Below are 15,137 nucleotides of genomic sequence, written 5' to 3'. Positions count from 1 at the left end.
AGGAGGAAGCTGATGCCGTAGTAGCGCAGATCCGTGGCACTTGGACGCAAAGCAGCTGCCCTGCAACTCAATGTAGGGGAGGTAAAGGGCTTCGATGATTTTTTCAGTACACTTAAAGCCACATTGGAGGCTACTTTCCAGTCCAAAACCTTTCATTACCTGGTAAACAATGCCGGTATCGGCATTCATGTGCCCTTCGCTGAAACTACCGAGGAGCAGTTCGATACCCTGCTGAATATCCAGTTTAAAGGAGTGTTTTTCCTCACGCAGAAGGCCTTGGCCCTGCTGGAAGACGGTGGCGCGATCGTAAATGTATCGACAGGGCTGGCGCGTTTCAGTCTGCCCGGTTATGCAGCGTACGCGTCCATGAAGGGCGCCATTGAAACGCTCACCCGCTACCTGGCGAAAGAACTCGGTCCGCGTAAAATCCGCGTGAACGCGATTGCCCCTGGTGCTATTGAAACTGACTTTGGTGGCGGTGTGGTGCGCGATAACCAGCAGGTAAATGCGCACATCGCTTCCCAAACGGCTTTAGGGCGTGTGGGATTGCCCGACGATATTGGCGAAGTGGTAGCCTTTTTGTGCAGTGATGCTTCCAAATGGGTTACTGCACAGCGGCTGGAAGCCTCAGGAGGTATGTTTCTGTAGAAATCTTTTCAGGACCGGCCGCAATGGCCGGTTTTTTTTTGATAAATGGCGATAAGTTTTTGGCGGAAATTGTCTTTAAGATGTATTAACAGGTGTGCATCGTCTCACTTGTTAACTTTATGGCCGGTGATATTTTACCGGAATATAGCCAACTTTATCTTTCATTAATCAGAAAACTATCAACCGCATGCTGAAACGCATCTTTTTGGCAACCATGCTTGTGCCTGCCGTAGCCTCGGCTCAAACCGGCACCTTCACCATTACAGGAAATATCGGCAAACTGGACAAACCTGCAAAAGTATATATCGACTATACCAGTGATAATGGCAAAGGCGGCGAGGATTCTGCCGTATTGGTAAACGGTCAGTTCAAACTGACTGGCAAACTCGTGGGTAACGCGTCTGCGCGGCTCGCACTCGATCACGAAGGCAAGGGTAAAGGGTTTTCCGTTTACTCACCTGGTGCAGACGTGATCTATTTTTATTTCGGAGCAGAGAATGTGAAGATCGCTTCCAAAGATTCATTGTACAACGCCACTTTCTCCGGTTCTAAAGTTTACAACGAATTTGTAGCATATAAGAAATACATCGGCGGCAGCATTATGGAATTGAGCAGGGATTACCAGCAGGCATATATGGAGGCATCCGACGAAGATAAACGCGATGCGGAATTCATGCAGGCGATGAACAGCCGCTTTGAGGCAAGGCGTAAAGCGCGTGCAGAGAAAGTGTTGGAATTCGCTAAAAATAATCCAAAATCCTACTTCGCATTAGCAGGTCTTTCCGAGCTGGCAGATAAAGGTAATGCCGCTGTTACCAAACCAATCTGGGACGCACTGTCAAAAGAGCTGAAGGCGACCGACATGGGTAAGGAGCTCGGTCTGCGCATGGCATCCATCAATATCACTAAAGTAGGACAACCTGCGCCCGCGTTCACACAGAACGATGTGGACGGCAAACCTTTGGCGTTGGCCAGTTTAAAAGGAAAAGTGGTGCTGATCGATTTCTGGGCCAGCTGGTGCAGCCCTGCCGCGCCGAAAATCCCAATATGCTGTCGCAATATAAAATCTACAAAGACAAGGGTTTCGAAATTCTTTCTGTGTCGCTCGATTCAGATAAAAAGGCATGGGTAAAAGCGATAGAAGAAGATAAGCTGCCCTGGCTGCATGTATCTGACCTGAAAGGCTGGAGCAACGAAGTTGGCCGCCTGTATGGTGTGCGTGGCGTTCCCACCTGCTACCTGCTCGATAAAGAAGGTAATATCATTGCCACTGATGTAAGGGGCGAAAAACTGAACGAGAAACTGAAGGAAATTTTCGCCAACTAATATCAATATGAAGAAAATCGGGCTGATCGCCTGCCTGGCGTTGTGTGCCACAACTGCCCGCAGCCAGCAATTTGATATAAAAAGTACGATGCCGCCATGGCGACCGTACTGCAAAAGGCTTACCCGGCCAGCGTTCGCATGTGGGGGCTGGATACATCTACGCATAAGCAAATGAGCGCGCAGTTTAGTGGTGTGGTCGTGAGCGCCGATGGTTACATTCTCACAGCCGCGCACACTACTACACCGGGTTTCACGTACCTGGTGATGTTCCCGGATGGCAAAGAAGCCATTGCTCAAGCATTGGGGAAAATTGAAATGGCGGAAGACCGCACTGTGCCGGACGTGTCGATGATGAAAATTCTTACACCCGGTACCTGGCCGCACGCAGAAATGGGCTACACAACTTCTTTAAAGGAAGATGAGCCCTGCGTAAGCATCGCTTACCCGGAAAGTCTGAACCAACGCTTGCCGACCTTACGCTTCGGTCGCATTGTAAACGCGCACAATGAAAAAGGATTTATTCAATCCACCTGTCTGATGGAGCCCGGTGATTCCGGTGGACCATTGTTCGATCTGCTGGGCCGTGTAATTGGCATTCATAGCGCGATTACAAACGGGGAGCAATATAATTTCGAAGTGCCGGTGGAGTTATATCGCAAATACTACATGGCATTACGGGAAGCAAAAAAATTCAATTCACTGCCGGAACAGTCCGAAAAGGTGGATGCTGATCCCCAGGCCACCGCTATTCAAAGCTGGCCGCAGTTAAAGGACCTGAAGGCCGCTTTCACGCAAGCCGATGCCCGCCTCACACAATATTGTGTGTGGATCAGCGGCGGCGGTAAAAAAGCGCAGGGCGCCATTTTCTCTGTTGGCAGCCAGACGTACATCGTGAGCAAAAGCTCGCAGGTAAGCGACGCTGCTTCGGTATTTTACGGTAAAAAACAATTGGAAGCCAAGCTGCTGGCCCGTGAACGGGAAACTGACCTCGTGCTGTTCCAGCTCAAAACGCCGTTAAAAACCGGTATCGTTACTACTGCAACGCCGGTCGCCATTGGTAAATTGCTGCTGTCGCCGCTTGCGGAGCGGTCCGCGGTAGTAAGTGTGGCGGGCAGTCAGCCGTTTAGTTTGCCGAAGTTCTACAGCGCCGGTTTTTTAGGCGCTTCTGTTCCGTACAAACAAGGCCCCATGCGCTTTAGCATGGTACGTCCTTCTTCTCCGGCAGGCATTAATGGTTTGCAGGAAGGAGATGAGGTGGTTGCCATGAACGGTGTAACTATGCAGAAGCCTGAAGACTATGGCGCTACCCTGCAGCAACTATGGCCGGGCGATACGGTATTAATGCAGCTGAAACGTGGCGATAGTGCATACTCCAGCCGCATCGTTCTGGCAGAAAAAGTGCAGCAGCCACCTTCGGGGCATCCGGCGGAGTCATTCCCCGGTGGTAAGAGCTTCCGTCGCGACGGTTTTAACGCCGTGTTTGCGCATGATGCTATCCTGCAACCGGAAGATTGCGGTGGGCCGGTGTTTGACACGGACGGTAATTTTAAGGGCATTAACATCGCTAGGTTTAGCCGCACGAGCAGCCTGGCCATCTCTGCCGATGAGGTGTTTCGCTTTATTAATGAAAAAAGCGCCCGTTAATTAACAGGCGCTATGGTATATAACGCGTTCATCGAAAGATGGACGCGTTTTTTATGCTTCCAGCGAATTGAGCGCGGCCAGCGCCTGGTCTGGCGACTGGCGATATAATTGATAGATGTCGTTGGTCAGGCCACTGCGAACATTGAAGTTGTTTTCCTGTACGGCTTTCAATATATCGTTCGCTACCACTTGCGGCGAAAGTTTGGGACTGTCGAAATCTTTCACAAGATCTGTATCTACCAATGGCGGAAATACTTCATATACCTGTATTTGGGGAGCACTGCGCTGCAACGCCACCCGCAATGATTGAGAATAGCTGTGCAAGGCAGCTTTGGTCGGACTGTAAGTCGGCAATACCAAACTTGGCAGGTATGATACCACCGATTGAATATTGATGATGGCCGCCTCTTTACTTTCCTTCAGCACCGGGAGAAATTGTTCAATCACATTTAATACGGAGAAGTAGTTGATCTCCATTTCATACCGGGCGTTCTGCACCACCGGCTCGCCTTGTAAAAGCTGGTAAGCCACACCAGTGCCAGCATTGTTTACAAGAATGTCAAGACCGCCCTGTGCTTTAACTTTCTCTGCGAGCTGTGCTACTGCTGTTTCATTTGTAATATCGGCCACGATATAAGTGGTATTGGGAAGGCTTGCTGCCGCGGTTTTCAGGCGTTCCTCCGTACGGCCCACCAGTATCAGTTTGTTGCCGTTGCCCGCAAATGCTTTGGCGATCGCATAGCCGATACCCGATCCGCCGCCTGTTACAAGAATACTTTTGTTTTGTGTTTTCATGATTGCCTTATTATTAGACCGTTCGGTCTTTTCGTTTTTAAAAATAATAGACCGATCGGTCTATACAGTGAGAAAAAAATTATTTGAGATGATCTGTGATTTCCTTTTTAAGCAGGTCTGTAACAACGCGAACCTGTTTGCTGTTGCCGGTCATCCTCGTAGCCCACATTGCGCCTTCAATCATACAAAAAGCTTTAATGGAGAATGTTTCTGCGTCGAACCCCTTTTTAAACTCGCCGGTCTCGATGCCCTTTTTTACCAGTTTGGACATACGCGCCTGTGTAGCTGCGATAGCCTTACTTATTTGCTGTTTGATTTCGGGGTTGGTATCGTCTGCTTCCACGCCGAAATTAAGCATAGGGCAGCCGAACGCATTTTCGGCCGTTGCCTGCGATTTATAAAATTCCAGTAGCTCGAAGAGTTTGTCTTTGCAGGCAGTGTGATCGGCCAGCCGGTGGTTGAGTGTCGTATCGATACGCTCCAGGAGATAGTCGAGCGACAGGGCGCAGATTTCCTCCTTGCTTTCGAAATTGCCATAAATGCCGCCCTTCGCCATTTGCGTAGCCTCCATAATATCACTGATGGAAGTGCCGGCCATTCCCTTGCGGTTAATGATCGGTGCCGCCTTCTCAATAATAAACTGTTTGGTACGTTCTGCTTTGTTCATGACGATACAAAAATAGACCGATCGGTTTATTTTGCCAAATAATTCTTTTCAACCTGATTTATGGGTTGGGGAACATTTAGCGGCATAATTGTTCCTTATATTTTGTTTTATCTTGATAATTAGATAATTATAGCTCCGCAATACATTGCTAATGCGCATTTTAACGCCCGCCATTCAAAAAAAAGTTTTCGGGCTTGTAAGTAATTTCTTCAAATTGCCTGTCTTTAAGTGCAGCGGCGGTTATCCCCCGCGGCCTACTTAAACCACGTGAAAGAAGGTATAAAAACGATGAATCCCAGCCAATCGGATCATATCAGGGAATTGCAAATGCAGATTGCACGTTATGGAGATGAACAGGCCTTTGCGGCTTTGTTCAGACTGCTGTACGACCGGCTGTTGCGCTTTTGTGTGCAATATGTGGGATCGCACGAGGCAGGAGAGGAGATTGTTTCGGACGTTTTCGTGAAAATCTGGAACCGCCGGGCGGAGTTACAGGAGGTGGATAATCTCGAGGTGTACCTGTTCGTGGCGGTGAAAAATCATTCGCTTAATTACCTGGAGCAGTATTCTTCGCTCCGTATTACGCCGCTGGACAGCGGTTTTTCTCAACTGACGGCCTCCGCCGATCCTGAAAAGGATATGGAATGGAAGGAGATGCTCTTAAAGCTGGACGGCGAGATTAATCGTTTGCCCGAGCAATGCCGGCGGGTATTTAAGTTAATTAAGGAAGACGGGTTTAAGTATAAAGACGTGGCGGCGATTCTTAACATATCGCCACGCACGGTGGAAACCCAGTTGTTCCGGGCTATCCGGCGACTGACTGAGGCCATTGGTCCGCTGGTGCCCTTAAAAAAGGTCCTGGTAATATGAAGCCGCCAATCATCCTGTTGCTCTCTCTTTTTCCTTTCTGGATGTAGAAATATTTTTTTTTAAACCTGTACGTAATTTCTTTTTTCTGCCTGTCCTAATTGCGGACAACAGCTCACAATTATATGATGAACGAAGAACAATTCATTTCAATGGTCGCCAGGAAACTGGCCGGACAGGCCACTGCGGAGGAATTGCTGGAGCTGGAAGATCTGTTGCGGAGCGATGAGCGCATGCGTGCGCAGTTCCAGTTGTTACAGCAATACTTTACGGCATCTTCTGCGCACCGGGCGGCAAATACCGAACAGGCGCTGGAACGTACGCTCCGGAAAATACGCGGTGATCGTGAGGGAACTCCTGCACCACGCGTACTGCGCTGGCGATGGATGGCTGCTGCGGCCGTGCTGACGGGCGCTATTGTTGCCGGCGTGAACTTCTGGCCCAAAGGCAATATGAAGCGTCAAATGGTCGCTGTTACAACGGATACCAGCCAGTGGTTAAGCCGCCAGAACGGGAAAGCTACCCGCGCGGTGATTGAACTGGCCGATGGCAGTAAAGTGTGGCTGAATGCGGATAGTAAATTGCAATATCCACCGGTATTCGGGAAGAACAGCCGCGAAGTATACCTCACAGGTGAAGCGTTTTTTAACGTGGTGGCCGGGGCCGACAGGCCTTTCGTCGTACACCTGTCGCAGGGCATGGTGAAAGTATTGGGCACCTCTTTTAATGTGCGGGCATATGAAAATGAACCCGTACAAACCTCCGTAACAACGGGTAAAGTCGCTTTTATTCCCAGAACTGCGGATAAGCAGGATACTATTCTGATAACGGCCGATGAAAAGGTAACCTACCGGGCTACGAGCGGTGACCTCACCAAGGTTGTCACATCTGCCGAAGATGAAAAGGCATGGACGGAAGGCCGCCTGGTGTTTAAAGATATAGCGCTGGAAGACATTTGCCTGGAACTGGAACGGACCTTTGGCAAAAAAGTGCAGTTCGCATCCGATGAGCCGCGAAGCTTCCGGCTTACAGGCGCCTTTAAGGATAACAACCTGCAGGATATTTTGTATTACCTGTCCCGGTCAAAGCCATTCCGGTACGTCATTACCGACAGCCTGGTGATGATCAGCAAATAAACACGTTTGAAAACATATACAATCAACGCTTCTTAAAAATCAACTGCAAAAAACGTTATGAAAAGACCGCTACCGAACAAGGGGCTTTTCCGTTCGTTGTGTTCCGCGTTTATGGCCAGCCTGCTGATAGTTGGCGTGGCAGAACTGAAAGCACAGCAGACCTATGCCGCAAGCACCATCCGTGGCGCGGCGCCCAGACAACAGGAAAAGGAAACTCCCAAACCACTTGAAAGAAAAATCAGCCTCCGGGTAAAAACGCGCGCCTGGCCGAAGTGCTGGAGAAAATTGAGCAGCAAACGCCCTATGTGTTCGTGTTTTCGAACGACGATATCAGCGCGGCGCAAAAGATTTCATTAAATGTAAAGGACAAATCGCTGGAAGAGGTGTTGTCGATGGTATTGTCGCCACTAGACATCCGCTTTGAACTGATCAGCGATAAAATCATTTTGAAACCGGGAAACGAACCCGCCGCAACGCTTTTTCAGCAGGGAACCGTGGCCGTGAAAGGTCGGGTGGTAAGCGATAACGGCGAAGGTATTCCCGGAGTAAACATCCGCCTGCAGAGTAATCCAAGCATTGGTACCGTAACCAATGAGGAGGGTTACTTCACCATCAATATTCCGTCGACAGACATGAATGGCACGCTGCTTTGCACGTCTGTAGGGTTTTCGCCCGCAACGATCGCCATCAACGGGCGTACCAGCCTGACTGTGCTGATGGGCAACGACAAAAAGACCTGAGTGAAGTGGTGATCACCGCTTACGGTTCCCAGAAAAAGAAACAGGTAACCGCAGCGATCAGCACCATCTCTACAAAAGATATTGAAGGAAGGCCCGTAACGAATATGTTCCAGGCTTTGCAGGGGAATGCACCCAACCTTACGCTGCAGCAGGCTTCTGCCGAGCCAGGTGCGGGGATGACATTAAACATTCGTGGCGTGGGCTCTTTAACCGGTAATGCGCCGCTGATCATTATCGACGGTGTGCAATCGGGTAACGATGGTTTACAGAACCTGAATCCCTACGATGTGGAAAGTATTTCCGTGTTGAAAGATGCGGCGTCTTCCGCGATCTATGGTTCACAGGCGGCAAATGGTGTTATCTATATCACTACTAAAAAAGGTAAACAGGACCAGGCGCCACAGGTAGTCTATAACGGTATGTATGGCTGGCAGATGCCAACGGCCCTGCCCCGCCAGGTAGAAGGCTGGCAATACATGACGCTGAAGAACGAGGCGCTCGTGAACTCCGGTAAAACGCCGCAGTACGCCCCCGGCGATATTGCCGCCTGGAAACAACGCGGCTCCGAGCCCGCTTACCTCGACGAAATGATCCGCGATTTTACACCGCAACAAAATCATAGTCTGAATGTAACCGGTGGCGGTAAAAACAGCAGCTACCTGTTATCATTGGGTTATATCAACCAGGGAAGCATGTTGCATAACAGCCACCTGCCCGATAACCTGGAGCTGAATTACAAACGCTATAACGCCCGTGCAAATGTATCCGTAGACCTGAGCAAGTGGGTGAAAGCGAGTGTAAACCTGGCTTACAGCAAATCCAACTTCAATAAACAAAGAGCGGATATCGGCTTCCTGATCCGCGATGCGATGCGTACACCACGTATTTATGCAATCAAGGATTCCCTCGGTAATTATGTGGTGCCGGCTTTGAACAGTAACAACGTGTTCGCACAGCTGGAGTATGGTGGTTATAACCGCACAGACCGCGATAACCTCCTGGGTGGCCTCGATGTTACCATCACACCGGTGGAGCATTTTAAGATCAACTTTAATGCTTCCGGTAATTACACGATCAACACCGGTACCGGTCGTCAGAATAAGTATACGTATGCGCCGTATTATACAACGGCTAACCCGCCGATTTACAACCAGTATGACGCAACGGCTTTCAGAGACCTGACAACAAACGTTTACGCCACTGCCGAGTATGAAAATACCTTTGGCAGGCATTATGTAAAAGGACAGGTCGGCGCCCGCAGTGATGCCATCAACGAAGGTTATGGACTGCGTGCCAACCGTATGGGTACTACCAACCTGGACGACGATTGGGCTATTGGCGGCGGTTATATCCCGAATGCTGATGGTACTTTCAACTACGATAAGATCGGCACTTACAACGACATCGTAAATCCTAACCTCTACGCCCTGAACTCCTTGTTTGGCCGTGCGAACTATGTGTTCGACGATAAATACCGGGCTGAGTTCACCTGGCGTTATGATGGTTCCTCCAAACTGGCTCCGGGTCACCGCTGGCAGTTCTTCCCGGCATTTTCACTGGGTTGGCGCCTGACGGATGAAGCCTTCCTCGAAGAGGTGAAAAACCGCTTCGGTAACGTGAAACTGCGTTATTCATGGGGTCAGGTGGGCAACTCCAATATCGGCGGATTTAACTACCTGGCACGTGTGAACCTGAGCCAGGGCAGGTATCCTTTTAATAACACCGGTAACAACGGCGCCGATTTCACTGCTTTCAACGAAAACCTGGAATGGGAAATTTCTACCATGAGCAACTATGGTGTGGATGTAGACCTGTTCAATAATGCGCTGACCGTTTCGTACGACTTCTTCAACAAACGTACAACTGGTATTTACCTGGCGCAGGTAGTGCCTGGTACTGCCGGTATCGGATCATCTATTCAGAACGTAGGTGAAGTGGAAAATAAAGGCTGGGAACTGGCGGTAGCTTACCGCGCCCGCACCGGCAAATTTAACCACAACATCAATGCAAGTGTTTCTGATAACCTGAACAAAGTAATAAAGTTCGGCCAGGAATCGATTCGCGGTTCCGACCTTACCTTCATTATCCGTGAAGGTTTCCCGATCGCTTCTTACTTCGGTTATAAATCGGATGGACTGTATCAGAATTTAGACGATATTAAAAATGCGCCAAGGGTACCCTTCGCCTTCAACCAGCAGGTAGAGCCCGGCGACGTGAAATACATCGACCGTAACAAAGATGGTGTAATTGATGCCGATGACCGTTTTGTGTTTGGCAATCCGTTCCCGCGCTACACGTTTGGTTTCACTTACAACGTTACTTACAAAGCCTTTGACTTTACCATGTTCTGGCAGGGTGTGGGTAAACGTTCACAGTACCTGCGCGGTGATATCGTGGAAGCATTTCACAATAACGAAGACCATGCAATGGTGCAGCACCTGGACCGATGGACGCCCACCAACCCGGAGGCTTCTTATCCACGCCTGACCATTGGTACGGCAAATGCGAACAACTTTGCTTATTCCGATTACTGGATGTTTGATACCAAATACCTGCGGTTGAAAAACCTGCAATTCGGTTATTCATTGCCTAAAAATGTAACCAGCGCTGTGAAACTGCAAGGTGCGCGTGTATACTTCACCAGCCAGAACCTGCTGACGTTTACGCCCCGCCGCTTCCGTGAAATTGGCGTAGATCCCGAATTTACGCAGTTCGACGACAAGCTGGCCATGACCAACTACAATGCTATTGCAGGCCGTAACTATCCCAATGCTGCTACGTTCGCATTTGGACTGGATATCAAATTCTGATAAATAAAGATTTATGAAGAAAGTATTCTTAATCATATGTTGTTCCGCGCTATTGTTCGGCTGCCGTAAACTGGACCAGCCCAACACGCGCGAGTTCACCGACGAAGCTTACTGGCGTGACGCCCAGACGCGCTGGATGCGCTTGCCAGCTGTTACGAAAACATGTCGAACGACTTTTTCTTTTTTGGTAATGAAGCATTGAGCGACAATGCTTATGTGTCGGGTACCGGCTTCAACGGTGTATCACTGGTGGCGGGCGGTAGTTACGACCAGGCAAACGGCCGCGTGAATGAAGAGTGGGGATACCGCTTCCGGGCGATCCGCAAATGTAATATCGTTACCACCAACATCGACCGCGTTCCGAACCTGGACCCGACGTTGAAAAAGCGTATCGTGGCTGAAGCGCGTTTTATCCGTGCGTATTCTTATTTTGAACTGGTGAACTGGTTTGGTGATGTGCCGTTTTATACCAATCTCATTACGATTGATGAAGCGAAAACCATTGCGCGTACACCTAAAGCAACTGTACTGGAGTTTATTCTGAAAGAGTTGTCGGAGATCCGCAACGATCTGCCTACCAATACGGAGTACGCTGAAAAAGATCGTGGCCGCATCACCCGCGGCGCGGCGATTGCCCTCACTGCCCGCATCCGCACCTTTACCGGCGAATGGCCCGAGGTGAAAAAGGAATGCGAAGCCCTCATGAATGTTACGTCTAACGGAACTTATGGCCTTGTAGCCAACTACGCCGACCTGTTTAAAACATCCGGAGAGTTCAATAATGAAGTCATCCTGGACCTGCAATACGGCGGCGGCCGTACTTTCAGCACACAGCGCAGCTTCCTGCCGCAGACCGTGTCGCTGCTGAGGGCAACACTGGTGCCTACACAGGATCTCGTGGACGATTACATCATGACCAATGGTAAAGCGATCGGTGAAACCGGGTCCGGGTACAACGAAAATACACCCTATGTGAACAGGGATCCCCGTATGGAACAGACAATTATCCGTCATGGTTCCACGATCGTTGATGTTGAAGGAAAACACAAACGATCCTCACGCAACCGGGTTCTACGCCGGCTACTAATAGCGTGGACGACCAGGGCGCCTCGCCAACCGGTTATTATTTCCGCAAGTTTGCAGATTTAACGGCGCCAAACTACAACTCCGGCCTGAACCTGCCACTGATACGTTATGCGGATGTACTGCTGATGTATGCCGAAGCGATGGCGCAAACGCAGGTGATGGACAAGGCTACCTGGGACAAAACCGTGCGTGCATTGCGCATTCGTGCAAAGTTTGCGGACGCAGGCGCTACGGAGTTTCCGGCCGGCGCTACGCAGGCGCAGCTGTTAGACATCGTTAAACGTGAAAGACGGGCCGAACTGGCCTTCGAGGGTGTACGTGCTTTCGATATCCGTCGCTGGAAAATCGCGGCTGCCGTGCTGAACAGACCTGTTCGCGGTATTAAAGTGACTTCCGGGGCGTTTAATAAAGACCCCAATGGCTATATCATTGTGGAAGTGCGCAAGTTCATCGATCCTAAACACTACCTCTGGCCTGTGCCTACGTTCGAGCGCGATCAGAATAAAAACCTGGGACAAAATCCAGACTGGCAATAATCCATCTACCTAAATTTTCAATTGCTGTTATGAAAAAATATATCACCGCTTTTACCTTATGCCTGGCTGCTTTAGTGACCGGCTGTAAAGACGACTACGACATGAATGTGAACATTCAACCTGTTGACAGGCTGACTGCTCCGGTAAACGATAAATTTACCAAACTGCAACCGGCTACCAGCGCTGCTGTTAGCTTCGAGTGGGATCAGGCCCGCGCACAGGACGGTTCCCTGGTGCTGTATGAAGTGGCGTTCGATAAAGCCACCGGCGACTTTTCTAATCCCATCGGTAAAATAGCCTCCGATGGCGGCGGCATCCAGAACAAACTGACATTGTCACATAAAGACCTGAACAGCCTGGCGGGTAAAGCTGGCATCGCTGCTTTGGGCACCGGTAAAATTAAATGGACAGTGTACGCTTCCAAAGGTTACAACATCCAGCAGGCGAAAGAAGTGCGCACGATCGAAGTGGAAAGGCCGAACGGGTTTGCGGAAATTCCGGTGGATGTATTCCTGACCGGTGAAGCTACTGAAGCCGGCGCCACGCTTGGCAGCGCGCTGAAAATGAAATCTACCACCGCAGGTGTGTTTGAAATTTATACTTCGCTGAAAAATGGCAAATACCAGTTTGCGGACCGCAACACCGGTACACCTAACTTTTTTCCATGGACGCTGGTCTGCTGAAAGAAGGTGGTGAAAATACCCAGGCCGGTGGCACCAAAGTATACCGCATTCGCCTGGATTTCAACAACGCTACCGCTACTGCTACCGAGATCGGTACGATTGGTTTGTGGTTTGCACCGGACAACATGTTCCTGTTCGAAGCAGCTTACGCTGGTAACGGTACCGGAGCGCCACCAACCAGGTGATCACCTTCCGCCAGGAAAGCTGGGGCCGCGACGAGCGTTATAAATTCCGTATGAAAACGGTGAACAATGGTACTGCAGGCGAAGAATGGTGGGGCAGCGCAAATGCCGATAACCAGCGTCCGACTGCAACTACAGCACTTTCCTTCTGGGAGCTGAGGCCTGTAACGAACGATCGCTGGCAGAACTCTTATAAGTTCAGAACAGAGGTGGATACCAAAGCCTGTGATGTGAACATCCTTTTCAGAACGGATAAAAACTATACACACGAAGTAATCATTAAATAACCCGGCTTATGCGCAAATACCTGAAACAAATATCGATCGCCGTGCTGGCCGCCGCTTCGCTGAGCGCCTGCTTAAAAGAGCCGGTGGATGACGGTCCGGGCCCGGGTGCGGGTAAAACCAGCTACGTATATAACTGGCCGCTGATCGCAGACTCGTCGTACAACTCCCTGATCGCGAACTTTTATAACGCTTCCGGGAAGTACTATAACGAAAACAATTCCGGCAAAACGACCTTCCACTACTGGCGTAATGCTCATGCCCTGGACGTGTTGATTGACGCGTACCTTCGCAAAAACAACGATCCGCAGATCAAATTGCGGATGGATGAATTGCTGGCGGGCATGAAAACCCAGAATGGCAACACTTATATCAATCATTTTTATGATGATATGGAATGGATGGCGCTGGCCTGCATCCGCGCGTTTGAAGCCACTAACGATCCTGCTTACAAAACCACGGCGCAATTGCTTTGGAATGATATTAAAGGCGGCTGGGACGACCGTTGGGGCGGTGGTATTTACTGGAATAAAGACCGGGCGAATAAAAACACCCCGGCCAATGCACCCGCGAGTATTATTGCTTCGCGCATGTACCAGCTGAACCACGATCCGGTTGATCTCGACTGGGCAAAAAAAATCTACCAGTGGCAAAAGACCAACCTGGTAGATCCCGTAACCGGTTTGGTATGGGATGGACTGGACGGTACAGGTACCAACAAAGCCTGGAAGTTTACCTACAACCAGGGGGTGCACATTGGTGCAGGCGTGGAACTGTATAAAATTACCGGCGATGCCGTGTACATGAACGATGCCTTGAGAACAGCGAACAATTCATTAACCGGCGACTTTACATCCGGCAATATCATGAAAGATGAAGGTGGCGGCGATGGAGGCTTGTTTAAAGGCATCCTGGTGCGCAACCTGCTGTTGTTGATTACGGATGGCGCTTTGAGCAGCACCGACAAAACCAAGTTTGCGAATTTCCTGTACCTGAATGCACAGACATTATGGTTGCAAGGTACCTCACGTCCCGCTGTTATTTACGGGCCTAAATGGACGACGATGGTCACCAGTACCGATCTGAGCACACAACTGAGCGGCGCCATGGCGATTGAAGCGGCAGCGCGGTTAAAAGCACTTGATTTAGTTGATTAAATAAATAGCATCCATTAGTTGAAAGTGATCCGCCGTTGATCATACCTCAAGAAAAGCAAAACAGCGAACAGGTCGTAAGACTTATTCGCTGTTTTGCTTTTATGATCCCAGATAAATTACCAATTCCTGCGCACCTTAAACTTCGCTTCCACATGCGCGGTGTTAAGCAGCATGGGGCCATATCCGGCAGGGTTAATGTCCACCGTACCTTCAATGAAAGTTCCTTTTTCTCCCATGCTCGTGATGGTAACGCCACCGCCGCTGGTTACAAGTCGTTCGCCTGAGATATAAGAGCAGGTGTAGGTATTGCCACCATTCACCTGGTAGTGGGAGTGCGTGCCTTCAAGGGCATCCGGCGCTTTAAACCCGAATGTCCCCGTTTCGCCTCTCCAGCGGATGAAGATGTAGCGGCCTGTTTCGTCGCCATCACCATCTGCTACAGCATAATAGCCATCGCTGAATTTGGTGGCGCCCGTGGCTTTTTGTGTAACCCAGTCGCCGCCGTTCACCCGTACGGAAATTTCCCCATCATCGGCAATCGTGATGTGCGTAATCACCAGGAATTTACCAGGACGG

General features: G+C 49.9%; 15 protein-coding genes and 1 pseudogene. 13 read left to right on the top strand and 3 right to left on the bottom strand.

What is annotated here, in order from left to right:
• The first annotated feature begins 33 nt into the window (after positions 1–33).
• The 3 genes and pseudogenes from MKQ70_RS19720 to MKQ70_RS19705 all read left to right on the top strand — a co-directional run bounded on the left by MKQ70_RS19720 (position 34) and on the right by MKQ70_RS19705 (position 3,618).
• Positions 34–648 carry an SDR family NAD(P)-dependent oxidoreductase gene (locus MKQ70_RS19720; RefSeq protein WP_308199090.1) on the top strand — a complete coding sequence of 205 codons (615 nt, stop codon included), beginning with the start codon at positions 34–36 and terminating at the stop codon, positions 646–648.
• A gap of 187 nt (positions 649–835) precedes the next feature.
• Positions 836–1,974 (top strand): annotated as a pseudogene (locus MKQ70_RS19715) (redoxin family protein).
• Between the two features lie 96 nt (positions 1,975–2,070).
• On the top strand, positions 2,071–3,618 hold the full coding sequence (locus tag MKQ70_RS19705; protein WP_248073684.1) for a trypsin-like peptidase domain-containing protein: 1,548 nt from the start codon (positions 2,071–2,073) through the stop codon (positions 3,616–3,618).
• Between the two features lie 51 nt (positions 3,619–3,669).
• Here MKQ70_RS19705 and MKQ70_RS19700 read toward each other — a convergent pair whose 3' ends face one another.
• Both MKQ70_RS19700 and MKQ70_RS19695 read right to left on the bottom strand, forming a co-directional pair.
• On the bottom strand, positions 3,670–4,413 hold the full coding sequence (locus tag MKQ70_RS19700; protein WP_248073683.1) for an SDR family oxidoreductase: 744 nt from the start codon (positions 4,411–4,413) through the stop codon (positions 3,670–3,672).
• 79 nt (positions 4,414–4,492) lie between these two features.
• On the bottom strand, positions 4,493–5,080 hold the full coding sequence (locus MKQ70_RS19695) for a TetR/AcrR family transcriptional regulator (RefSeq protein ID WP_248073682.1): 588 nt from the start codon (positions 5,078–5,080) through the stop codon (positions 4,493–4,495).
• 267 nt (positions 5,081–5,347) lie between these two features.
• Between MKQ70_RS19695 and MKQ70_RS19690 the strand changes: the two genes are divergently transcribed.
• From MKQ70_RS19690 to MKQ70_RS19650, 10 genes are all read left to right on the top strand, one after another.
• Complete coding sequence (locus tag MKQ70_RS19690) at positions 5,348–5,950, top strand: RNA polymerase sigma-70 factor (protein WP_248073680.1); 603 nt, start codon at positions 5,348–5,350, stop codon at positions 5,948–5,950.
• Positions 5,951–6,072: 122 nt separating this feature from the next.
• Positions 6,073–7,083, top strand: a complete 1,011-nt coding sequence (locus tag MKQ70_RS19685) for a FecR family protein (RefSeq protein WP_248073678.1) — start codon at positions 6,073–6,075, stop codon at positions 7,081–7,083.
• A gap of 272 nt (positions 7,084–7,355) precedes the next feature.
• Positions 7,356–7,823 carry an STN and carboxypeptidase regulatory-like domain-containing protein gene (locus MKQ70_RS19680; protein WP_248073676.1) on the top strand — a complete coding sequence of 156 codons (468 nt, stop codon included), beginning with the start codon at positions 7,356–7,358 and terminating at the stop codon, positions 7,821–7,823.
• Between the two features lie 5 nt (positions 7,824–7,828).
• The gene (locus MKQ70_RS19675; RefSeq protein ID WP_248073674.1) at positions 7,829–10,633 is read left to right on the top strand and encodes a SusC/RagA family TonB-linked outer membrane protein; all 2,805 of its coding nucleotides are present in this window, start codon (positions 7,829–7,831) and stop codon (positions 10,631–10,633) included.
• Between the two features lie 162 nt (positions 10,634–10,795).
• Positions 10,796–11,782, top strand: coding sequence for a RagB/SusD family nutrient uptake outer membrane protein (locus tag MKQ70_RS19670; RefSeq protein WP_282456614.1), 987 nt, complete (start codon positions 10,796–10,798; stop codon positions 11,780–11,782).
• A complete protein-coding gene (locus tag MKQ70_RS38975) occupies positions 11,725–12,255 on the top strand; it encodes a RagB/SusD family nutrient uptake outer membrane protein (RefSeq protein ID WP_308199089.1) in 531 nt (176 codons plus the stop codon). Before MKQ70_RS19670 ends, MKQ70_RS38975 begins: the two co-directional genes overlap by 58 nt.
• A gap of 29 nt (positions 12,256–12,284) precedes the next feature.
• A complete protein-coding gene (locus tag MKQ70_RS19665) occupies positions 12,285–12,938 on the top strand; it encodes a SusE domain-containing protein (RefSeq protein WP_248073672.1) in 654 nt (217 codons plus the stop codon).
• Positions 12,920–13,123, top strand: a complete 204-nt coding sequence (locus MKQ70_RS19660) for a hypothetical protein (protein WP_248073670.1) — start codon at positions 12,920–12,922, stop codon at positions 13,121–13,123. The genes MKQ70_RS19665 and MKQ70_RS19660 overlap by 19 nt, the downstream gene beginning before the upstream one ends.
• Complete coding sequence (locus MKQ70_RS19655; protein WP_248073668.1) at positions 13,120–13,407, top strand: hypothetical protein; 288 nt, start codon at positions 13,120–13,122, stop codon at positions 13,405–13,407. The genes MKQ70_RS19660 and MKQ70_RS19655 overlap by 4 nt, the downstream gene beginning before the upstream one ends.
• A gap of 8 nt (positions 13,408–13,415) precedes the next feature.
• Positions 13,416–14,561: a glycoside hydrolase family 76 protein gene (locus MKQ70_RS19650; protein WP_248073666.1), complete on the top strand. Its 1,146-nt coding sequence runs from the start codon at positions 13,416–13,418 to the stop codon at positions 14,559–14,561.
• Positions 14,562–14,677: 116 nt separating this feature from the next.
• Here MKQ70_RS19650 and MKQ70_RS19645 read toward each other — a convergent pair whose 3' ends face one another.
• On the bottom strand, positions 14,678–15,118 hold the full coding sequence (locus tag MKQ70_RS19645; protein WP_248073664.1) for a hypothetical protein: 441 nt from the start codon (positions 15,116–15,118) through the stop codon (positions 14,678–14,680).
• Between the last annotated feature and the right edge of the window lie 19 nt (positions 15,119–15,137).

The sequence above is a fragment of the Chitinophaga sedimenti genome (assembly GCF_023156195.1).
Lineage (GTDB): Bacteria > Bacteroidota > Bacteroidia > Chitinophagales > Chitinophagaceae > Chitinophaga > Chitinophaga sedimenti.
This window is presented reverse-complemented; position numbering and strand designations above follow the sequence as displayed.

Bases quoted from the DNA above. Each gene is read 5' to 3' on its own strand.
- MKQ70_RS19705 (WP_248073684.1), top strand. From the start codon at position 2,071: ATGGCGACCGTACTGCAAAAGGCTTACCCGGCCAGCGTTCGCATGTGG.
- MKQ70_RS19700 (WP_248073683.1), bottom strand. From the start codon at position 4,413: ATGAAAACACAAAACAAAAGTATTCTTGTAACAGGCGGCGGATCGGGT.
- MKQ70_RS19695 (WP_248073682.1), bottom strand. From the start codon at position 5,080: ATGAACAAAGCAGAACGTACCAAACAGTTTATTATTGAGAAGGCGGCA.
- MKQ70_RS19685 (WP_248073678.1), top strand. From the start codon at position 6,073: ATGATGAACGAAGAACAATTCATTTCAATGGTCGCCAGGAAACTGGCC.
- MKQ70_RS19670 (WP_282456614.1), top strand. From the start codon at position 10,796: ATGTCGAACGACTTTTTCTTTTTTGGTAATGAAGCATTGAGCGACAAT.
- MKQ70_RS19665 (WP_248073672.1), top strand. From the start codon at position 12,285: ATGAAAAAATATATCACCGCTTTTACCTTATGCCTGGCTGCTTTAGTG.
- MKQ70_RS19660 (WP_248073670.1), top strand. From the start codon at position 12,920: ATGGACGCTGGTCTGCTGAAAGAAGGTGGTGAAAATACCCAGGCCGGT.
- MKQ70_RS19650 (WP_248073666.1), top strand. From the start codon at position 13,416: ATGCGCAAATACCTGAAACAAATATCGATCGCCGTGCTGGCCGCCGCT.